Raw genomic sequence first — 17506 nt, 5'->3', positions numbered from 1 at the left:
GGGGTGAATGTCAGGTGATCACGGAAGGATTGCTCCGGCCCGTGTTGTAGGCGATGCTGGCCACGCTGTCGGCGATCGCGATCAGCGCCGCCAGTGCCTGCTGCGTGGGGATGTGGTGCTGTTCCGGATCCGCTTCATAGCGCTCCAGGTACACGCGCAACGTGGCGCCCTCGGTGCCCGTGCCGGACAGCCGGTAGACGATGCGCGAGCCGTCCGTCATCACGATGCGGATGCCCTGCTGCGTGGCCTGCGAGCCGTCGACCGGATCGGTGTATGAAAAATCGTCGGCGTAGTCGACCGTGTAGTGGTTCATCTCCACGCCCTTCAGGGCCGCCAGCTTCACGCGCAGGTCGTCCATCAGCACCTGGGCGGCATGCACCTCGATGCCTTCGTAGTCGTGGCGCGAATAGTAGTTGCGGCCGAAGCGCTGCCAGTGCTCCTCGACGATCTGCTGCACCGGCTTGCCCTTCACGGCCAGCAGGTTCAGCCAGAACAGCACGGCCCACACGCCATCCTTCTCGCGCACGTGGTTCGAGCCGGTGCCATAGCTTTCCTCGCCGCACAGCGTGGCCAGGCCCGCATCGAGCAGCGTGCCGAAATACTTCCAGCCGGTGGGTGTTTCGTAACTCGGGATGCCGAGCGCCTCGGCCACGCGGTCGGCGGCGCGCGACGTGGGCATCGAGCGGGCGATGCCGGCGATGCCGCCGCGGTAGCCGGGCGCCACCTGCGCATTGGCGGCCAGGATCGCCAGGCTGTCCGACGGCGTGACGTCGAACTTGCGGCCGACGATCATGTTGCGGTCGGCGTCGCCATCGGAGGCGGCGCCGAAGTCCGGGGCATCGTCACCCGCCATCAGCGCGATCAGTTCAGCGGCGTTGACCGGGTTCGGGTCGGGGTGGCCGCCGCCGAAGTCCTCGAGCGGCACGCTGTTGATCACGGTGCCTTCCGGCGCGCCCAGCCGGCCTTCGATGATGGCCTTCGCGTAGGGGCCGCCCACGGCATGCATCGCGTCGAAACGCATGCGGAAACCGCCGGCGAACAGCTTGCGGATCGCGTCGAAGTCGAACAGCTGTTCCATCAACTGGGCATAATCTTCTACCGGGTCGATCACTTCGACCTGCATCTGCTCCACGTAGTAGCGGCCGCCGTGGTCGATGTCGATATCCGGCGCATCGCTGATCCGGTAGGAGTTGATCGTCAGCGTGCGCTGGTGAATCGCTTCGGTGATTGCTTCCGGTGCCGGGCCGCCGTTGCCGATGTTGTACTTGATGCCGAAGTCGCCATCCGGGCCGCCCGGGTTATGGCTGGCCGACAGGATGATGCCGCCCATCGCCTCGTACTTGCGGATCACGCATGACACGGCCGGCGTGGACAGCAGGCCGCCCCGCCCCACCAGCACGCGCGCCACGCCGTTGGCGGCGGCCATCTTCAGGATCGTGCGCACGGCGGCGCGGTTGTGGTAGCGGCCATCGCCGCCCAGCACGAGCGTCTTGCCGGACAGGTCGCCGAGCGAATCGAAGACGCTCTGTACGAAGTTCTCGAGATAGGGGTGTTGCTGGAAAACGCCGACCTTCTTGCGCAGGCCGGAAGTGCCCGGCCGCTGGCCGGGGATGGGTGCCGTCGATATCGTCTGGATTGCCATGTTTGCTCCGCTGTGGTGTTACCTTAAGATTAACATCCCAGCGTACCGCGATCTATCGTGCGGGGGCGCGCGGCTCGTTGCCTGTATGACTTATTTCAGCCAGCTGCGCTTATTCCGCCCGGCGCGCGGCGTCATGTACGAATAGCGTCAGCGCCGCGGCCACCAGCATCGCGCCGCCGCCCAGCGCCAGCGTGCTGGCGGTATGGCCGCCGAGGAAACGGGTCGTGATGAAGCCCAGCAGCAGGCTGCTGACGATCTGCGGAATGACGACGAAGAAGTTGAACACGCCCATGTAGTAGCCCATCCGTTTCGCCGGCAGCGCGCCGGCCAGGATCGCGTACGGCATCGTCAGGATGCTGGCCCATGCGATGCCCACGCCGATCATCGGCAGCATCAGCGCCTGCCTGTCGTGGATCTGGGACACGCTGGCCAGCGAAAGCCCGCCGATGACGAGGCAGATCATGTGCACCGTCTTGCGGCTGGTGGCGCGGGCCAGCACCGGCAGGATGAACGCGGCCAGCGCCGCTACGCCCGAGTACATGGCGAACATCGTGCCGACCCAGTTGCCGGCCTGCTGGTAGGCGGCCGATTGCGCATCGGTGGTATTGAACACGTTGTCGGCGATCGCCGACGTGGTGTAGATCCACATCGCGAACAGGCCGATCCACGTGAAGAACTGCACGAACGCCAGCTGCACCATCGTTTTCGGCATGCGGCCGAAGCCGCCGAAGATCTCGGCCAGCGCATGGCCCAGGCCGGCGGTGGCGCTGCGCTCCTTGCGGAACGCTTCCAGGTTTTCCGGCGGCAGTTCATCGGCCGTCAGCACGGTCCACATCACCGACAGGAAGAACACCGCGCCGCCGACGTAGAACGAATAGCGCACCGAATCGGGGATGCCGCCGTCGGCCGCCACGTTGCTCACGCCAAGGTAGTCGGAAAAGATCGTGGGCAGCAGCGAGGCAATGACGGCGCCGCAGCCGATGAAGAAGGTCTGCATCGCGAAGCCGGCCGTCTGCTGCGAGGGATCGAGCTTGTCGCCGACGAAGGCGCGGAACGGTTCCATCGAAACGTTGATCGCCGCATCCATCATCCACAGCACGGCCGCGGCCATCCACAGCGCCTGCGAATTGGGCATCAGGAACAGCGCCAGCGACGCGAACACGGCGCCGAGGAAGAAGAACGGGCGGCGGCGGCCCCACTTCGGGTGCCATGTGTTGTCGGACAGGTAGCCGATGATGGGCTGCACCAGCAGGCCCGTGACGGGCGCGGCAAGCCACAGCAGCGGCAATTCCTCGGGATTGGCCCCCAGCGTGGAAAAAATGCGGCTGGTATTGGCGTTCTGCAGTGCGAAACCGAACTGGATGCCGAAAAAGCCGAAGCTCATGTTCCAGAGCTGCCAGAACGACAGCCTGGCCTTGGTGGAAGAAGAATGCATCCAGGTCTCCGATGTTATGCGCCACTATATTTGTAGCAAAATAACATGCCAAGCACAGGCAGTCAACGCCAGTTACACCCCAAAACACCCCCTGCCTCAGTCACTTTGTAGTCAAACAACATAAAAAAATTGAGGGCGGACCCTGTTTTACAGGAAATTACCGCCGGTTTCCCTACATTCCTCGACAGCGCCTTGCGTCACAGTTGCACGGAAACCTTCGCCGCCAGCCTGGCGCGTGCCGGCAGCACGGCTTTCGCCACCCGTGTCTTCGCATCCCACGTAAACGCCAGCGCCTGCCCGTCGAGCAGCACGCGCCTTGGCCTGGCGATACCGTGCACGTGCACGGTGTAAGCGCGCACTACCGGCTCCGCGGCGCTGCCCGTCTCGGTGGCGATGCCGATATCGAGCATTCCCGGCTGCGCGGAGGCGGTGAAGCGGGCGATCTCGTACTTGCCCCTGCCATACGCATCGGCTGTGGCGCCGTCATCGTCGTACAGCATGCCCGACGACGACGTCACGCCCGCATCGTGCCAGTAGTGCAGGTCGATGGCGCGGCCCGTGTAGTCGCGCGTAGCCTGCACCACCGGTGCCATCGGCACGAACGCGCCGGCGCGCACGTAGACCGGGATGCGTTCCGCCACCACGTCCACCGTTTCGAGAATGCCACCCCCGTGCCGCTCGCCGCTATGGAAATCGAACCACGCACTGCCCTTGGTGGGGAAATACACTTCCTTGCGCTTCGCACCCGGCTCGGTCACCGGCGCCACCAGGAAGCTGCCGCCCCACAGGTACGTCGATGCCAGCGTGCCGGCATCGTTGGCGGCATCCTCGAACAGCACGGGGCGCATCAGCGGCATGCCGGTGGTGCTGTTCTCGAACGCCATCGTGTAGTGATAAGGCAGCAGCGTGTAACGCAGCCGGATTGCCTCGGTCGCCAGCCGTTTCGCGCGCGGCGCGCGGAACACGGGTTCGGAGGGCACCTCCTCCTGCGCGTGCGGACGGAACAGCGGCTGGAACACGCCGTACTGCAGCCAGCGCACATACAGTTCGTCGTCCAGCACCGGGCCGGCAAAGCCGCCCAGGTCCGAATGCATGTACGCCAGGCCCTGCATGCCCATCTGCAGCGCGATTTCCATCTGCGACTGCAATCCGCCCCAGCTGCGCGACACGTCGCCGGACCACGGAATCAGGCCGAAGCGTTGCGAGCCCGAATAGCCGGCGCGCATCAGGATGAACGGGCGCTCGTCCGGGTAGTCCTTCGCGTAGCCTTCGGCGATCAGCCGCGCCCAGTCGTGGCCATAGATGTTGTGCACCTGGTCCGCCGAGCCGGTGGCGTGCTGCAGCGCGGCCGGGTGCAGCTCGGGTTCGCCGAGATCGCCCCACCAGCCGGCCACGCCCTGCTCCTTCAGGCCCTTGTAGATCTTCCACAGCCAGCTCCTGCCCTGCGGGCTGAAGATGTCGACCAGGCCCGTGTTCCCGAAGAAGAAGTCATAGGTGTACGGCGCGCCTTCCTTCGTGGTGGCCAGCGCTTTCGCATCGACCGCTTCCTGCCAGCGGCTTGAGGTGGTCAGCACGAACGGTTCGGTGATGACCACCGTGTTCACGCCCCTGGCCTTCAGGTCGCGCAGCATGCCCTGCGGATTCGGGAAGCTGTCCTTGTCCCATGCCAGGTTGCCCATCGTGCCCTTGACTTCCTTGCCGAACCAGTACAGGTCCAGCACCACCGCGTCGAGGGGGATCTTTTCGTCGATGAACCTGTCGACGACGGCGCGCACTTCCTTTTCGTCGTGGTAGCCGAAGCGGCTGGCGAAGTTGCCGAACGCCCAGCGCGGCGGCAGCGGCTGGCGGCCCGTCAGGCTCGTGTAGCCGGCCATCACGTCGGACCACGCGTCGCCGGCGATCACCTGGTAAGTCTTGCGCCCGCCAGTCGTTTCATACGACAGCGTGCCATCCTTGCGGCTGTCGAAGTCCAGCCAGCCCGCCTGCGGGTTATCGAAGTGCAGCGCATACCTCTTCGACGACAGCGCCATGGGAATCGTGAAGTTCAGCAGTTCCGAGCGGTTCCCATAGCCGTAGTGCGCCTTGTTGTACAACTGGAAGCGGTTGCCGCGCCGGTTCATGCCCACCGCGCGGGCGCCGGCGCCATACAGCGCCTCGTCGCCGTCGAGCGCGAACTCAAGCGCTTCGATACCGTTCTTCCTCGTGTAGCCCAGTTTTTCCGCCACCAGCGGCTGGCCCTTGTACGTGTAGGCGATCCGCAGCGGCCGGCGCTCGATCGTCACGGCGATGCCCGGGGTGGCGAACTCGATGCGGCCACCCGCTTCCTTCACCGTGGCGGCCACGCCGGCGGGCGCCAGCACCACCGCGTGCGATCGCGCGTCATGCTCCTCGCCATCCGGAACGAACGTGGTTTCCAGGATCGCCGACGAATAGGGCCGGATCAGGTAGCGGCCGTCGTTGGTGACGATCTCGAGCACGCCGCCCTTCTCGGTCCAGCTTTGCACGTGCCGCGCGCTGTTCTGCGCGGCGGCGGATTGACAGGCGAAGGCCAGCGCGAGCGCTGCGGTCGTGGTGATTTTCATGGGCGTCGATGGCAGGTGATGAGGAGCCGAGAGCATGACAAAACGCCACCGGGAACACAAGTGCGAACAGGGCCGGTTGCGCTATATTGACGACTTCACTCCCCCGACCGGACAGACGACGATGAAACCCAAGCCACTGCTGCCCGCCATTCCACCAGTCGTGCTGATCGTGCCGCTCGTGCTCCTTGCGCTGGGCGCTGGCCCGGCGCAGGCACAGGCGAAACCGAACGCACCGGCAAAGGCAAAGGCCGGCGCGAAGGCGGCGGCAAAACCCGCGGTGGCAGAAGCCAAGCGTTTCCTGCTGCAGACCGAAAGACAATTCGGCAGGCTGAACACCGACCAGGCCCGCGCCGAATGGGTCGTCGCGAACTTCATCACCGACGATACCGAGGCGATCGCCGCGTATTTCGGCGAGCTGCAGCTGGACGCGGCCGGCCAGGCGGCGCTGGCGGCGCGCCGCTTCAACGGCCTGAACCTCGGCGACGCCGATGCGCGCAAGATGAAGCTGCTGCAGCTGACGCTGATGCTGTCCAACCCGAAGGAGCGCGCCGATTACGCGGCCGCGCGCGCCGCACTGACCGGCGCGTATGGCAAGGCCCGGTACTGCCCGGCGGATGGCCGCCCCTGCATGCCGCTGGGCGAACTGGAAAAAATCCTGGCCAACAGCCGCGATCCGGCAAAGCTGCTCGAAGCGTGGACCGGCTGGCATGCGCAGGCGTCCGCATACAAGGGCCGCTACGTCGACTTCGTGCAGCTGTCCAACAAGGGCGCCCGCGAGATGGGCTATGCCGACACGGGCGCGCTGTGGCGCTCCGGCTACGACATGCCGCCCGACGAATTCGCGCTCGAGATGGAGCGCCTGTGGCTGCAGGTCAAGCCGCTGTACGAAGCGCTGCATGAATATGCGCGCTACAGGCTGCGCGCCGCGTACGGTCCGGACGTGGTGCCGCTGACCGGCCCCATTCCCGCCCACCTGTTCGGCAACATGTGGAGCCAGACCTGGGACAACATCTACCCGTTGCTGAAACCCGCGAAGGGCGCCGGCGGTTTCGACCTGACCCGGGTGCTGGAAAAGAACCGGACCACGCCAAGGCGGATGACGGAATATGCCGAGGGCTTCTACACGTCGCTGGGCATGCCGAAACTGCCGGCCACGTTCTGGGAACGCTCGCTGCTGGCGAAGCCGCGCGACCGCGACGTGGTGTGCCATGCGTCCGCCTGGTCGATCGATGCCCGCGACGACGTGCGCATCAAGATGTGCATCAATCCCACGGGCGAGGATTTCACGGTGATCCACCATGAGCTGGGCCATGTCTACTATTTCCTCGCCTACCAGGACCAGCCGGCGCTATTCCGCAACGGCGCCAACGACGGCTTCCACGAAGCGATCGGCGACACCGTCGCGCTGTCGATCACGCCCGCCTACTTCAGGAAGATCGGCCTGATGAAGGAAGATCCCGATCCCGGGGCCGATATCGGCGAGCTGCTGCGCCGCGCGCTGTCGAAGGTGGCGATCCTGCCGTTCGCCTACTCGGTCGACAAATGGCGCTGGGACGTCTATTCCGGAAAGACGCAACCGGCCGACTACGACAGCACCTGGTGGCAGTCGCGCGAACAGTACATGGGCATGCGGCGCCCCGGCACGGCGCAGCGCTTCGGCTCCAGCGACGGCTTCGATGCCGGCGCCAAGTACCACGTGCCGGCCGACGTGCCGTATGCCCGCTACTTCCTGGCCGACCTGCTGCAGTTCCAGTTCCACCGGGCGCTGTGCCGCGAAGCCGGCTTCACCGGCCCGCTGCACCAGTGCTCGATCTACGGCAACGAGAAAGCCGGCAGGAAGCTGCAGGCGATGCTGGAACTCGGAACCAGCAAGCCATGGCCGGAAGCGCTGAGGGCGATCAGCGGCGAAGACCGCATCGACGGCAACGCGCTGCTCGAATACTTCGCGCCGCTGAAGACATGGCTCGACGGGCAGAACCGGGTACTGGCCTCGCAGCAGGGGGGCTGAGCGGCGGCACTGCACGCCATGGCAAGGCCCTTCCCGTACCGCTCAGGAAGTTGACGCAAACGTGAGCGAAATGCTCACGTTTGCGCAATCATCTCGCCGTTTGCATGTGTTATGGTAGCGGTCCCATTACACGTGATTGCGCAAACATGATTGCCTCCAAGATCAAGGGACTACGCTGGTGGATGATCAGCCTGATCATGCTGGGGGCCGTCATCAACTACCTGACGCGCAGCACGCTGGCCGTGGCGGCGCCCACGCTGCTCACCGAGCTGGGCATCACCACCCAGGAATACTCGTACATCACGGCGGCGTTCCAGGGCGCGATCATGCTGCAGCCGCTGTGCGGCTACGTGCTGGACGTGATCGGCCTGAAATACGGCTTCGCCATGTTCGCCACCGCCTGGTCGCTGATCTGCATGGCGCACGGCATGGCCACCAACTGGCAGACGTTCGCTTTCCTGCGCGGGATGCTCGGGCTGGCGGAAGGGTCGGCCAACCCGGCCGGCATGAAGGCGGTGTCCGAATGGTTCCCGGCGCAGGAGCGCGGCATGGCCGGCGGCATCTTCAACATCGGCGCCTCGTTCGGTTCGATGCTGGCGCCGCCGCTGGTGGTGTGGGCCATCCTGTACTACAACTGGCAGTCGGCGTTCGTGATCACCGGCGCGCTCGGCCTGGTGTGGGTGGCGGCATGGCTGCTGCTGTACGACGCCCCGGCCCGGCACCGCCGCCTGTCCGCCGACGAGGCGCGGCACATCGCCGACGGCCAGGAAAAGCACCTGGCCGGCGACGGCAAGCGCCCTTCCATCCTCAGCATCCTCAAGCTGCGCAATTTCTGGGGCATCGCCCTGCCCCGCTTCCTGGCCGACCCGGCCTGGGGCACGCTGTCGTTCTGGGTGCCGCTGTACCTGACCACGGTACGGGGCTTCGACCTCGGGCAGATCGCCATGTTCGCCTGGCTGCCGTTCCTGGCCGCGGACCTGGGTTGCCTGTTCGGGCCCGTGGTGGTGCTGGCGCTGCAAAAGCGCGGCGTGCGCCTGATCAATGCGCGCCGCGGCGCGTTCACGCTGGGCGCCTGCATGATGATGGGCGTGGCCTTCGTCGGCTACGTGGACAGCCCGTATGCCGCGATCGCCCTGCTCAGCCTCGCCGGCTTCGCGCACCAGACGCTGTCCGTCACCGTGATCACGATGTCGTCGGACCTGTTCCGCCGCAACGAGGTGGCCACGGTGGCCGGTATGTGCGGCACCTTCGGCAACCTCGGCCTGCTGATTTTCTCGCTGCTGATCGGCGGGCTGATGGCCACCGTCGGCTACACGCCGTTCTTCGTCAGCCTGGCGGTGCTCGACCTGGTGGCCGCCGTGCTGCTGTGGACCCTGGTGCGCGAACCCGCACGGCAAGCCGGGCACCCCGAACCTTTCGTCGCGAGCAAAGCATGATCCAGAACCCGATCCTCCCCGGCTTCAATCCCGATCCGTCCATCGTGCGGGTGGGCGACGATTACTACATCGCCACGTCCACCTTCGAGTGGTATCCGGGCGTGCAGATCCACCACTCGCGCGACCTGGTCAACTGGCGCCTGCTGGCCCGCCCGCTCACCCGCGCCAGCCAGCTGAACATGCTGGGCGCGCCGGATTCCTGCGGCGTGTGGGCACCGTGCCTGACATATGCGGACGGCCTGTTCTGGCTGATCTACACCGACGTGAAGCGCTACGGCCGCACTTCCACCGGCGGCGCCACCGGCAGCGCATCGCTGCGCGACTTCCACAACTACCTGGTCACCAGCCCGGCGATCGAGGGGCCCTGGTCCGATCCCGTTTACCTGAACAGCAGCGGCTTCGATCCGTCGCTGTTCCATGACGACGACGGCCGCAAGTACCTGCTGAACCAGTTGTGGGACCACCGCCCGGGCAGCAACCGCTTCAACGGCATCGTGGCGCAGGAATACTCGGTGGCGGACCGCCGGCTGGTCGGCCAGCGCCGCAACATTTTCCCGGGAACGGCGCATGGCCTGACCGAAGCGCCGCATCTCTACCGGCGCAACGGCTGGTACTACCTGCTCACGGCCGAGGGCGGCACCGGCTGGAACCACGGCGTGACGATGGCGCGTTCGCGCGACCTGCATGGACCGTATGAACTGCACCCCGACGTCACCATCCTCACCGCGCGCAATCGCCCCGATGCCGCGTTGCAGCGGGCCGGCCATGCCGACCTGGTGGACACGCCGGATGGCCGGACGTACATGGTGTACCTGTGCGGCCGGCCGCTGCGCAACCGTGGCACGTGCACGCTGGGGCGAGAGACCGCGATCCAGCCGGTGGTGTGGGGCGACGACGGCTGGCTGCGCACCGCCGATGGCCAGGGAACCCCGCAGCTGCAGGCCGCCGCGCCCGCCTTGGCGGAACACCGCTTCGCCGCCGCGCCGGCGCGCGAAGAGTTCGATGCGCCCGAACTGCCGGTGGACTTCCAGTGGCTGCGCACGCCGTGGCCGGAAGAGCTGCTCAGCCTCGCCGCGCGGCCCGGCCACCTGCGCCTGTTCGGGCGCGAAAGCCTGGGCGGCCAGTTCCGCCAGGCGCTCGTGGCGCGCCGCCAGCAGTCGCATTGCTACAGCGCGTCCACCGTGGTGGACTTCGAACCGGAACACTACCAGCAGCAGGCGGGCCTGGTGTGCTACTACAACGGCGCCAAGTTCCACTACCTGTACATCACGCACGACGAAACGATCGGCAGGCACCTGCGCGTGATGACCAGCCTGCCCAACCATGTGCAGACCGATACCTTCACCGCGCCGGTCCCGCTGCCGCCGAACGTGCCGGTGCACCTGCGCGTGGAAGTGGACGAAGAAAGGCTGTATTTCGGCTACCGTATCGACGGCGACGGGGACGGCGGCGGCTGGCAATGGCTGCCGCAGCAATTCGATGCGAGCATCCTGTCGGACGAAGCCAACGCGCCGGGCCAGCCCAACTTCACCGGCGCCTTCGTCGGCATGGCATGCCAGGACATGTCGGGCGCCGGCCTGCATGCGGACTTCGATTATTTCGAGTACCGCGAGCGGCCGTACAGCATCGATCCCAGGCGGACCTGAGTGAAAAAAAAGCCCCGCCGCTTGCGCGGACGGGGCTTTCGCATTCAGACAGGTACGCTCAGAACTTGTAGTTCAAGCCCAGCAGAACGGTGCGGCCGTACTTCTGGTATTCCAGCTGCTGGTTCTTCGAACCGTTGTAGGTTTCGTAGGCGGCGTTGCGCAGGTTGTTCGCCTGCAGCACCACCCCCACATCCTTCAGCGGACCGCTCTGGAACGTGTAGCCGAGCTGCAGGTCGAGGATGCTCTCGCCCACCACGTAGCGCAGCGAACGCTCGGCGGCGAAGTTGCCGATCTCGCCCACGAAGTCCGAACGCTTGCGCTGGCTCAGGCGGGTTTCGAAACCGTTCTTCTCGTAGTACACGGTCAGGTTCGTCACGCGCTTGGACAGGCCCGGCAGCGGGATGTTCTGGCCGATCGAGCCATCCGGTTCCTGGATCGCGATATTGCTGTCGGTGTAGGTGCCGCTGGCCACGATGCCGAAGCCGTCGAGCACCGGAGTCAGCATGCTCAGCGGCAGGGAGCCGGACAGCTCGATGCCGCGCATCGTGCCGCCGTTGCCGTTGTACGGCGCCTTGTAGTCGCCGAAGACCGTATTGGCCTTGGTGCCCGGAACGAATGCCGAGAAGTCGTAGGTCTTCGTTTGCGTGAAGATGTACGTGTCCAGCTTCTTGAAGAAGAACGCGCCGGCCAGGTATGCCTTCTTGCCGAAGTATTTTTCATACGACACGTCGAACGCCTTGGCGCGCCATGGATCGAGCTGCGCATTGCCGCCCGAAGCACCCGGCTTGAACGTGGTGTCCGATACGCCGAAGTCCAGCGCGGCGCGCAGCTGGTCCACGCGCGGGCGGGCGATCTGCTTGGCCAGCGCCACGCGCACGGTCTGGTCGTTCGGCAGGCTGAAGTTCAGGTTCATGCTCGGCAGCCAGTCGTTGTACGACTTGCCGTCGTGGATCGGCTGCACCTGCTGGTCCGCGGCCACCGCGCCGTTGAAGTACTTCGAATCCGAGTACTGCTTGGTGTGCTGCACCTGCACGCCCACGTTACCGCGCAGCGAGATGTCGCCGAACTCGTGTTCGATGTTCGCCTTGGCGTACGCGGTCGAGATCTTTTCGACCACCGACCAGTTCTTGATCAGGATGGCGCCGCTGCCCGCGGTCGGATTGAACGTCATGTAGCGCGCCACGACGGCCGGCACATTCCACGCCGGCACGTTGCCGACACCGGCGAAGCCCAGGTCGACGGAACCGTACAGCAGCGACGGATCGATCGTGGTCGGGTTGCCGACCAGGTTGATGTTGCCTTCGGGCTGGTCCTTGTCCTTCGAGCGGTCGCTGTAGTTGACGCCCACGTCGAAACCGGACAACCAGTTTTCCAGTGCCGCCGGCGCCTGGAAGTTGGCCGCCAGCTTTACGCTTTTCAGCTCGTCTTCCACATACGGCTTCTTGCCGTAGCCGGAACCGTAGATCGTGTTCTTCACATACAGGTTCGATGCGTCGCTGTAGTCGGCACGGCCGGGCGTCATCGACGGGAATGCGCCGGTGTTGAACGCCAGGTTCACCGTATCGAGATACTGCGGCGTATTGACGGCGCCCAGCTGCAGGTTGTTTTCCAGGCCCAGCTCGTCGCGCTTGGCTTTCGACCAGGACAGGTCGGCCACCAGCTTCACGCCGTCCAGGCGCAGTTCGTTGTTCCAGCCCAGCGCGCGGATATCGTCGCGGCGCCTGGTGTACATGCCGCGTACCAGCGGGTAGACGTTGTTGGCGACGGCGGTGCTGATCGCGTTGCCGTTCTTCGTCAGGTTCGAGTAGAACGGCGAAGGCTGCAGGTTGCCGTTCCAGCCGGACAGGTTGACTTCGAACTGGTTGGCCGTGTCTTCATGCTTGAACACGGACGCATAGAAGTCCAGCGTGCTGGTGAGCTGCTTGGTCGGGCGATATTCCACCACGCCCATCAGGCCGTCGCGGCGGTTGTAGCCGGTGCGGGACAATGCCTTGATGCCGTCGGTGGCAGTGGTGCCGGCCGGCAGGCCGGTACGGGCATCCGTCTTCCAGGGTTCGTAGATGCCGGTCTCGTTGGCCAGCACCGGCGACTCCATGTGGGCGAAGCCGATCGCCACGCCCAGCGTGCGGTTCAGGAACTGGTCGATGTAGCTGACGGAGAAGCGGTTGCCCAGCGACTTCGTGTTGGCCATGCTGCCCAGCGAGTTGTGCTCGCCGCGGACATTCATCGCCACGGTGCGCTTGGCGAAATTGAGCGGGCGCACCGTCTGCAGGTCGATCGTGCCGGACAGCCCCTGGCCGATCAGGCCCGCATCCGGGGTTTTATAGACCGTCACGCCGGACAGCAGTTCGGACGGGTACTGGTCGAATTCCACGCTGCGGTTGTCGCCGGTGGAGACCTGCTCGCGGCCGTTGAGCAGCGTGGTGGAGAAATCCGGCGACAGGCCGCGCACCGAGATCACCTGGGCACGGCCGGCCACGCGCTGGGCGGCCAGACCCGGCAGGCGGGCGATCGATTCGGCGATGGAGACGTCCGGCAGTTTGCCGATGTCTTCGGCGGAAACGGCTTCGACGATCGACGTCGCTTCCTTCTTGACGGAGATGGCGTCCTCGATGCCGCGGCGAATGCCGGTCACGGTCACCGTGGTCATCGGCGCCGCTTCCGCGCCGGTGTTCTGTTCCTGTGCAATGGCCGGGTTGGCCAATGCCGCAACGAAGAGTGCGCAGCCGGCGGCCAATGGTGTCAAACCCGGGCTCAATTGCATTGCCGTGCGCAGGCTGCGCTCAGGCGCGAAGAATTTCATTGAAGTCCCCTCACTAATTACGAATATGTTCCCGCGCGCAAAAATTAGCTCGACTACACGGGGTTCCAAGGATTACGGCCGCTCTTTTAGACGTCCTGCAAGAATTTTGTATTAAAACTAGATGCAGTGTCAATTAAAGTTCAGTCCGAGATCACGCAAATTGGCCGTTTCAGCCCCTGTTTCCGGGCTTCCGCACGTTTTCGTTGTATCGCGGCTACAGACGTCGCCACATCCAGCTGTAGTGTAACTACATAAAATTCCGTAGAACAATCGTTTCCACTGTAAAGATGTAACGAAACCGTCAAATTTCCGTGGGCGCTGTATTAAAACTAGTAAACCGCCCTCCAGGATCGTTGTGCGCGCCTGCAGCACATAGTATTCTGCTCACGTTTTACGCCCAGCAGGCCATTGACGAGCCTGTAGTACCACTACTTCCCCATGAGGAGACACATGGTCCGCTTTCCTGCCGCCGCCGCCGATCCATGCCGTACCGCCGTCGCCGGCATTCCTGCCGGCGGCCAGACCGTCGAACGCAGCGTCGCGCTGCCGACCACCACGCTTACCACGGCCATCATCCTGGAGCTGACATGAAGCGCACCACCATCTCGATCGCCGCGGCAATCGCGCTCGGCATGCTCGCCGCGGGCGCGGTCCATGCCACCGAACAATCCATTCCCTTCGGCTCCTGGGGCAAGCAGGAAACCGTGCGCATCGCGCTGAACGACGGCACGGCGGGCGACAGTACCGCGGATGGCGGTGCGCCGCTGCGTACCTACACGCACAACACCACGCTGAAGCTGCGCGACGGCGACCCGCAAAGCGTGACCTACTCGGAGAGCGCCGGCCTGCCGCGCGTGCGCAGCGGCAACGTGGCGTTCGACGCGCTGTTCGCGATGGCGATGGCCGAAATGCGGCAGGATGCCGCGTCCCACATCCGCGACGACAGCTACAACGTGAACGAACAGCGCGCGGGCCAGCCGATCGCCTGCGAATGCTTCGAAACGGGCGAGAAGTGGCACTACGTGTGGACGCGCGACCTGTCGTACGCGGCCGGCCTCGGCCTGGGCATGCTGGACCCGCAGCGGGTACGCAACTCGCTGCAGTTCAAGCTGGCGGGTTACCGCGACGGGGTCACGAAACCGGCTGTCGTGCCGGGCAGCGCCGATGGCCTGCAGATCGTGCAGGATACCGGCAGCGGCGGCAGCTGGCCCGTCAGCACCGACCGCGTGACGTGGGCCTTCGGCGCGGACGAGGCACTGAAGGCGCTGCCGCCAGAGGAGCGCGCGGCCTTCGTGCCGGTGGCGCTGAAGGCGCTGGCCAACACGCTCGAGATCGACCGCGTGGCGGTGTTCGACCCGGCCGCGGGCCTGTACAACGGCGAACAGTCGTTCCTCGACTGGCGCGAGCAAAGCTACGCCAGCTGGACCCCGGACCACCTGGCGCACATGGCCACGGCCAAGGCCCTGTCGACCAACGTGGCGCACTACAAGGCGCTGACGCTGGCGGCGCAATTGGCGGAAGAACAGGGCGACGCCGCCACGGCGAAGCGCTACGGCGACTGGGCGGTGCAACTGAAGGACGCGATCAATGCCCGGCTGTGGCTGAAGGATGCCGGCATGTACAGCAGCCTGACCGCCGGCCACTTCGACGGCGCGCCGATGGACAAGTTCGACTGGCTCGGGCAGGCGCTGGCCGTGGTCACGGGCGTGGCCGATGCCGAGCAGGCCACCAGCATCGTGGCACGCTACCCGCACGGGCCGATGGGCGCGCCGGTGATCTGGCCGCAGCAGCCGGGCCGCGCCGTGTACCACAACCGCGCGATCTGGCCCTTCGTCACCGCCTACGGCCTGAAGGCGGCAGTGCAGGTGCAGAACGTGGCAGCGGCCGACGCGGCCTACGACACGCTGTTGCGCGCGGCCGCCGTCAATGCGTCGAACATGGAAAACATGGAATGGCTCAGCGGCCAGCCGATGCTCGAAGACGGCAAGGATACGGCGCGGGACTTGTCCGGCCCGGTGGTCAATTCGCGCCGCCAGCTGTGGTCCGTCGGCGGCTTCGCCGGCGCGCTGGTGGGCGGCGTGTTCGGCGTCTCCACCACGAACGACGGCATCCAGGTCAAGCCGTTCATCACGTCGAAACTGCGCAACGAGGCGTTCCGCGGTTCCGGCAGCGCCCTGCTGGCCGGCCTGCGGCTGCGCGGCCACGCGCTCGACGTGCAGGTGGTGCTGCCGGCGCCGCAAGACGCATCCGGTTACTACCCGGTGCAGCAGGTTCTGCTGAACGGCAAGCCCGTCGATGGCCGCATCAAGTGGCAGGACCTGGCGGCGCACAACACGATCGTGGTGCAGCTGGGCGCCCTGCTGCCGGGACGGCAGGCGCTCACGCGCGTGGCGGCCGATCCGCTGGCGCTCGACCCCGCCGTGTTCTCGCCGGCCGAACCGGCCGTCACGGCCGCCGCCCGCGGCAAGCTGGCCGAATTGAAATTCGATGCCGCACCGGCCGCCGGTGCCGTCTATAACATCTATCGCGACGGCCGCCTCGTGGCGGCGAACATCCGCGGCGCGGCCTGGACGGATCCGAAGCCCGGCACCGCCTCCTGCTATGCCGTGGAAGCGGTGTTCCCGGTGTCGGGCAACCGCAGCCACCACAGTGCCCCCGCCTGCCTCGGCACCGCGCTCGAGGTGGCGGCGGGCGATGCGCGCATCGCCTCCAGCGTCAAGGCCCGGGACGGCGTGATCGGCCAGTGGGGCGCGCCCGCCGACACGTTCGCCGCCAGCATCGCCGTCCGGCAGGCCGGCACGTACGCGGTGCAGGTGCGCTACCGCAACAACGCGCACCAGGTCAACCTGGGCATCACCGGCGGCGTCAAGTGGATGAAGGTGATCGATGCGGCCGGCACCGTCGTCGCCCGGGGCGTCGTGCAGCTGCCGCACTCCCCCGCCGGGCAAACGGTGTATTCGACGCCGCTGGCGGCGCAGCTGAAGGCGGGCACGTTCGCCATCGAACTGTCCGACTTCATCAACATGAGCAGCCTGCAGTCGAACGCCGCGTACGCCGATGCGGGCGGCAAGGCGGGCGCGATGAACCGTTTCGACATCCACGGCATCCGGCTGCTGGCGACGGGCGCGCCGGCGGACATGCCCATGAACGGCCCGGTGGCCAGGGGCCGGCTGGAGATCGTCGACCGGTTCGCCTCGCCGCAACTGGCGAACGAGAGAAAGCTCCGGATCTGGCTGCCGGCCGGCTACGATCGGAATCCCGGCAAGCGCTACCCGGTGCTGTACATGCACGATGGCCAGAACCTGTTCGATCCGAAGACGGCGGCCTACGGTGCCGAGTGGAACATCGACGAGGTGGCGGACCGCCTGGCCGCGTGGGGCGAGATGCGGGAAATCATCGTGGTCGGCGTCGACAACACGCCGGAACGCAATGCCGAGTACACGCCGTGCTGCGACGCGCGCTGGGGCGGCGGCAAGGTCGCGGCGTATGGCCGCTTCCTCGTCGACACCGTCAAACCTTACATCGACGGCCGCTACCGCACGCTGCCGGGCCGGGCCGATACCGCCGTCATGGGTTCGTCATTCGGCGGCCTGGCGTCGCTGCACATGGCGCAGCAACATGCGAACGTGTTCGGCCAGGCCGGCATCGTGTCCGGCTCGTTCTGGTGGAACGGCAGCACGCCGGTGGCCACCGCGCCGCGGGCGGCGGCAACGCCGGTAAGGCTGTACGTGGACGGCGGCACGGCCGCGGACGGCATCGAGGGCACGCGCGCCTTCCGCCAGGCGCTCCTGCGCAACGGCTGGCACGAAGGCGGCAACCTGCTGTACGTGGAGGACGAAGGGGGCACCCACAGCGAGCAGTCCTGGGCAGGCCGCGTGCACCGTGCCCTGGCGTGGTTCTTCCCGGCGGCTCAGTCGCGCGGCGAGTCGAAATCCACGCAGTAGAATGGCGGCG

The 17506-nt window shown here is 66.1% G+C and carries 9 protein-coding genes; 5 read left to right on the top strand and 4 right to left on the bottom strand.

The window, feature by feature from the left end; translation table 11 throughout:
- Positions 1-10: 10 nt before the first annotated feature.
- From GJV26_RS19120 to GJV26_RS19110, 3 genes are all read right to left on the bottom strand, one after another.
- Positions 11-1642 carry an alpha-D-glucose phosphate-specific phosphoglucomutase gene (locus GJV26_RS19120; protein WP_155710304.1) on the bottom strand — a complete coding sequence of 544 codons (1632 nt, stop codon included), beginning with the start codon at positions 1640-1642 and terminating at the stop codon, positions 11-13.
- Between the two features lie 109 nt (positions 1643-1751).
- On the bottom strand, positions 1752-3077 hold the full coding sequence (locus tag GJV26_RS19115; protein WP_155710302.1) for an MFS transporter: 1326 nt from the start codon (positions 3075-3077) through the stop codon (positions 1752-1754).
- 197 nt (positions 3078-3274) lie between these two features.
- Positions 3275-5659, bottom strand: a complete 2385-nt coding sequence (locus tag GJV26_RS19110) for a TIM-barrel domain-containing protein (protein WP_155710300.1) — start codon at positions 5657-5659, stop codon at positions 3275-3277.
- Between the two features lie 121 nt (positions 5660-5780).
- On the opposite strand from GJV26_RS19110, the gene GJV26_RS19105 reads away from it, so the two are divergent.
- The 3 genes from GJV26_RS19105 (at position 5781) to GJV26_RS19095 (ending at position 10749) form a co-directional block, all read left to right on the top strand.
- Complete coding sequence (locus GJV26_RS19105) at positions 5781-7667, top strand: M2 family metallopeptidase (protein WP_155710298.1); 1887 nt, start codon at positions 5781-5783, stop codon at positions 7665-7667.
- 146 nt (positions 7668-7813) lie between these two features.
- Positions 7814-9103, top strand: a complete 1290-nt coding sequence (locus GJV26_RS19100) for an MFS transporter (protein ID WP_155710296.1) — start codon at positions 7814-7816, stop codon at positions 9101-9103.
- A complete protein-coding gene (locus tag GJV26_RS19095; RefSeq protein WP_155710294.1) occupies positions 9100-10749 on the top strand; it encodes a glycoside hydrolase family 43 protein in 1650 nt (549 codons plus the stop codon). Before GJV26_RS19100 ends, GJV26_RS19095 begins: the two co-directional genes overlap by 4 nt.
- 58 nt (positions 10750-10807) lie before the next feature.
- Here GJV26_RS19095 and GJV26_RS19090 read toward each other — a convergent pair whose 3' ends face one another.
- Positions 10808-13552 carry a TonB-dependent receptor gene (locus GJV26_RS19090; RefSeq protein WP_155710293.1) on the bottom strand — a complete coding sequence of 915 codons (2745 nt, stop codon included), beginning with the start codon at positions 13550-13552 and terminating at the stop codon, positions 10808-10810.
- 450 nt (positions 13553-14002) lie between these two features.
- Here GJV26_RS19090 and GJV26_RS19085 point away from each other — a divergent pair, with 450 nt between their 5' ends.
- Together GJV26_RS19085 and GJV26_RS19080 are read left to right on the top strand one after the other, a co-directional pair.
- Positions 14003-14143, top strand: coding sequence for a hypothetical protein (locus GJV26_RS19085; RefSeq protein ID WP_155710290.1), 141 nt, complete (start codon positions 14003-14005; stop codon positions 14141-14143).
- The gene (locus GJV26_RS19080; RefSeq protein ID WP_229419357.1) at positions 14140-17496 is read left to right on the top strand and encodes an alpha/beta hydrolase-fold protein; all 3357 of its coding nucleotides are present in this window, start codon (positions 14140-14142) and stop codon (positions 17494-17496) included. The genes GJV26_RS19085 and GJV26_RS19080 overlap by 4 nt, the downstream gene beginning before the upstream one ends.
- Positions 17497-17506: the final 10 nt, after the last annotated feature.

Origin of the sequence: Pseudoduganella dura, assembly GCF_009727155.1 — a bacterium.
GTDB lineage: Bacteria > Pseudomonadota > Gammaproteobacteria > Burkholderiales > Burkholderiaceae_D > Rugamonas > Rugamonas dura.
This window is presented reverse-complemented; position numbering and strand designations above follow the sequence as displayed.

Bases quoted from the DNA above. Each gene is read 5' to 3' on its own strand.
- GJV26_RS19110 (WP_155710300.1), bottom strand. From the start codon at position 5,659: ATGAAAATCACCACGACCGCAGCGCTCGCGCTGGCCTTCGCCTGTCAA.
- GJV26_RS19115 (WP_155710302.1), bottom strand. From the start codon at position 3,077: ATGCATTCTTCTTCCACCAAGGCCAGGCTGTCGTTCTGGCAGCTCTGG.
- GJV26_RS19095 (WP_155710294.1), top strand. From the start codon at position 9,100: ATGATCCAGAACCCGATCCTCCCCGGCTTCAATCCCGATCCGTCCATC.
- GJV26_RS19080 (WP_229419357.1), top strand. From the start codon at position 14,140: ATGAAGCGCACCACCATCTCGATCGCCGCGGCAATCGCGCTCGGCATG.
- GJV26_RS19090 (WP_155710293.1), bottom strand. From the start codon at position 13,552: ATGAAATTCTTCGCGCCTGAGCGCAGCCTGCGCACGGCAATGCAATTG.
- GJV26_RS19105 (WP_155710298.1), top strand. From the start codon at position 5,781: ATGAAACCCAAGCCACTGCTGCCCGCCATTCCACCAGTCGTGCTGATC.
- GJV26_RS19100 (WP_155710296.1), top strand. From the start codon at position 7,814: ATGATTGCCTCCAAGATCAAGGGACTACGCTGGTGGATGATCAGCCTG.
- GJV26_RS19120 (WP_155710304.1), bottom strand. From the start codon at position 1,642: ATGGCAATCCAGACGATATCGACGGCACCCATCCCCGGCCAGCGGCCG.
- GJV26_RS19085 (WP_155710290.1), top strand. From the start codon at position 14,003: ATGGTCCGCTTTCCTGCCGCCGCCGCCGATCCATGCCGTACCGCCGTC.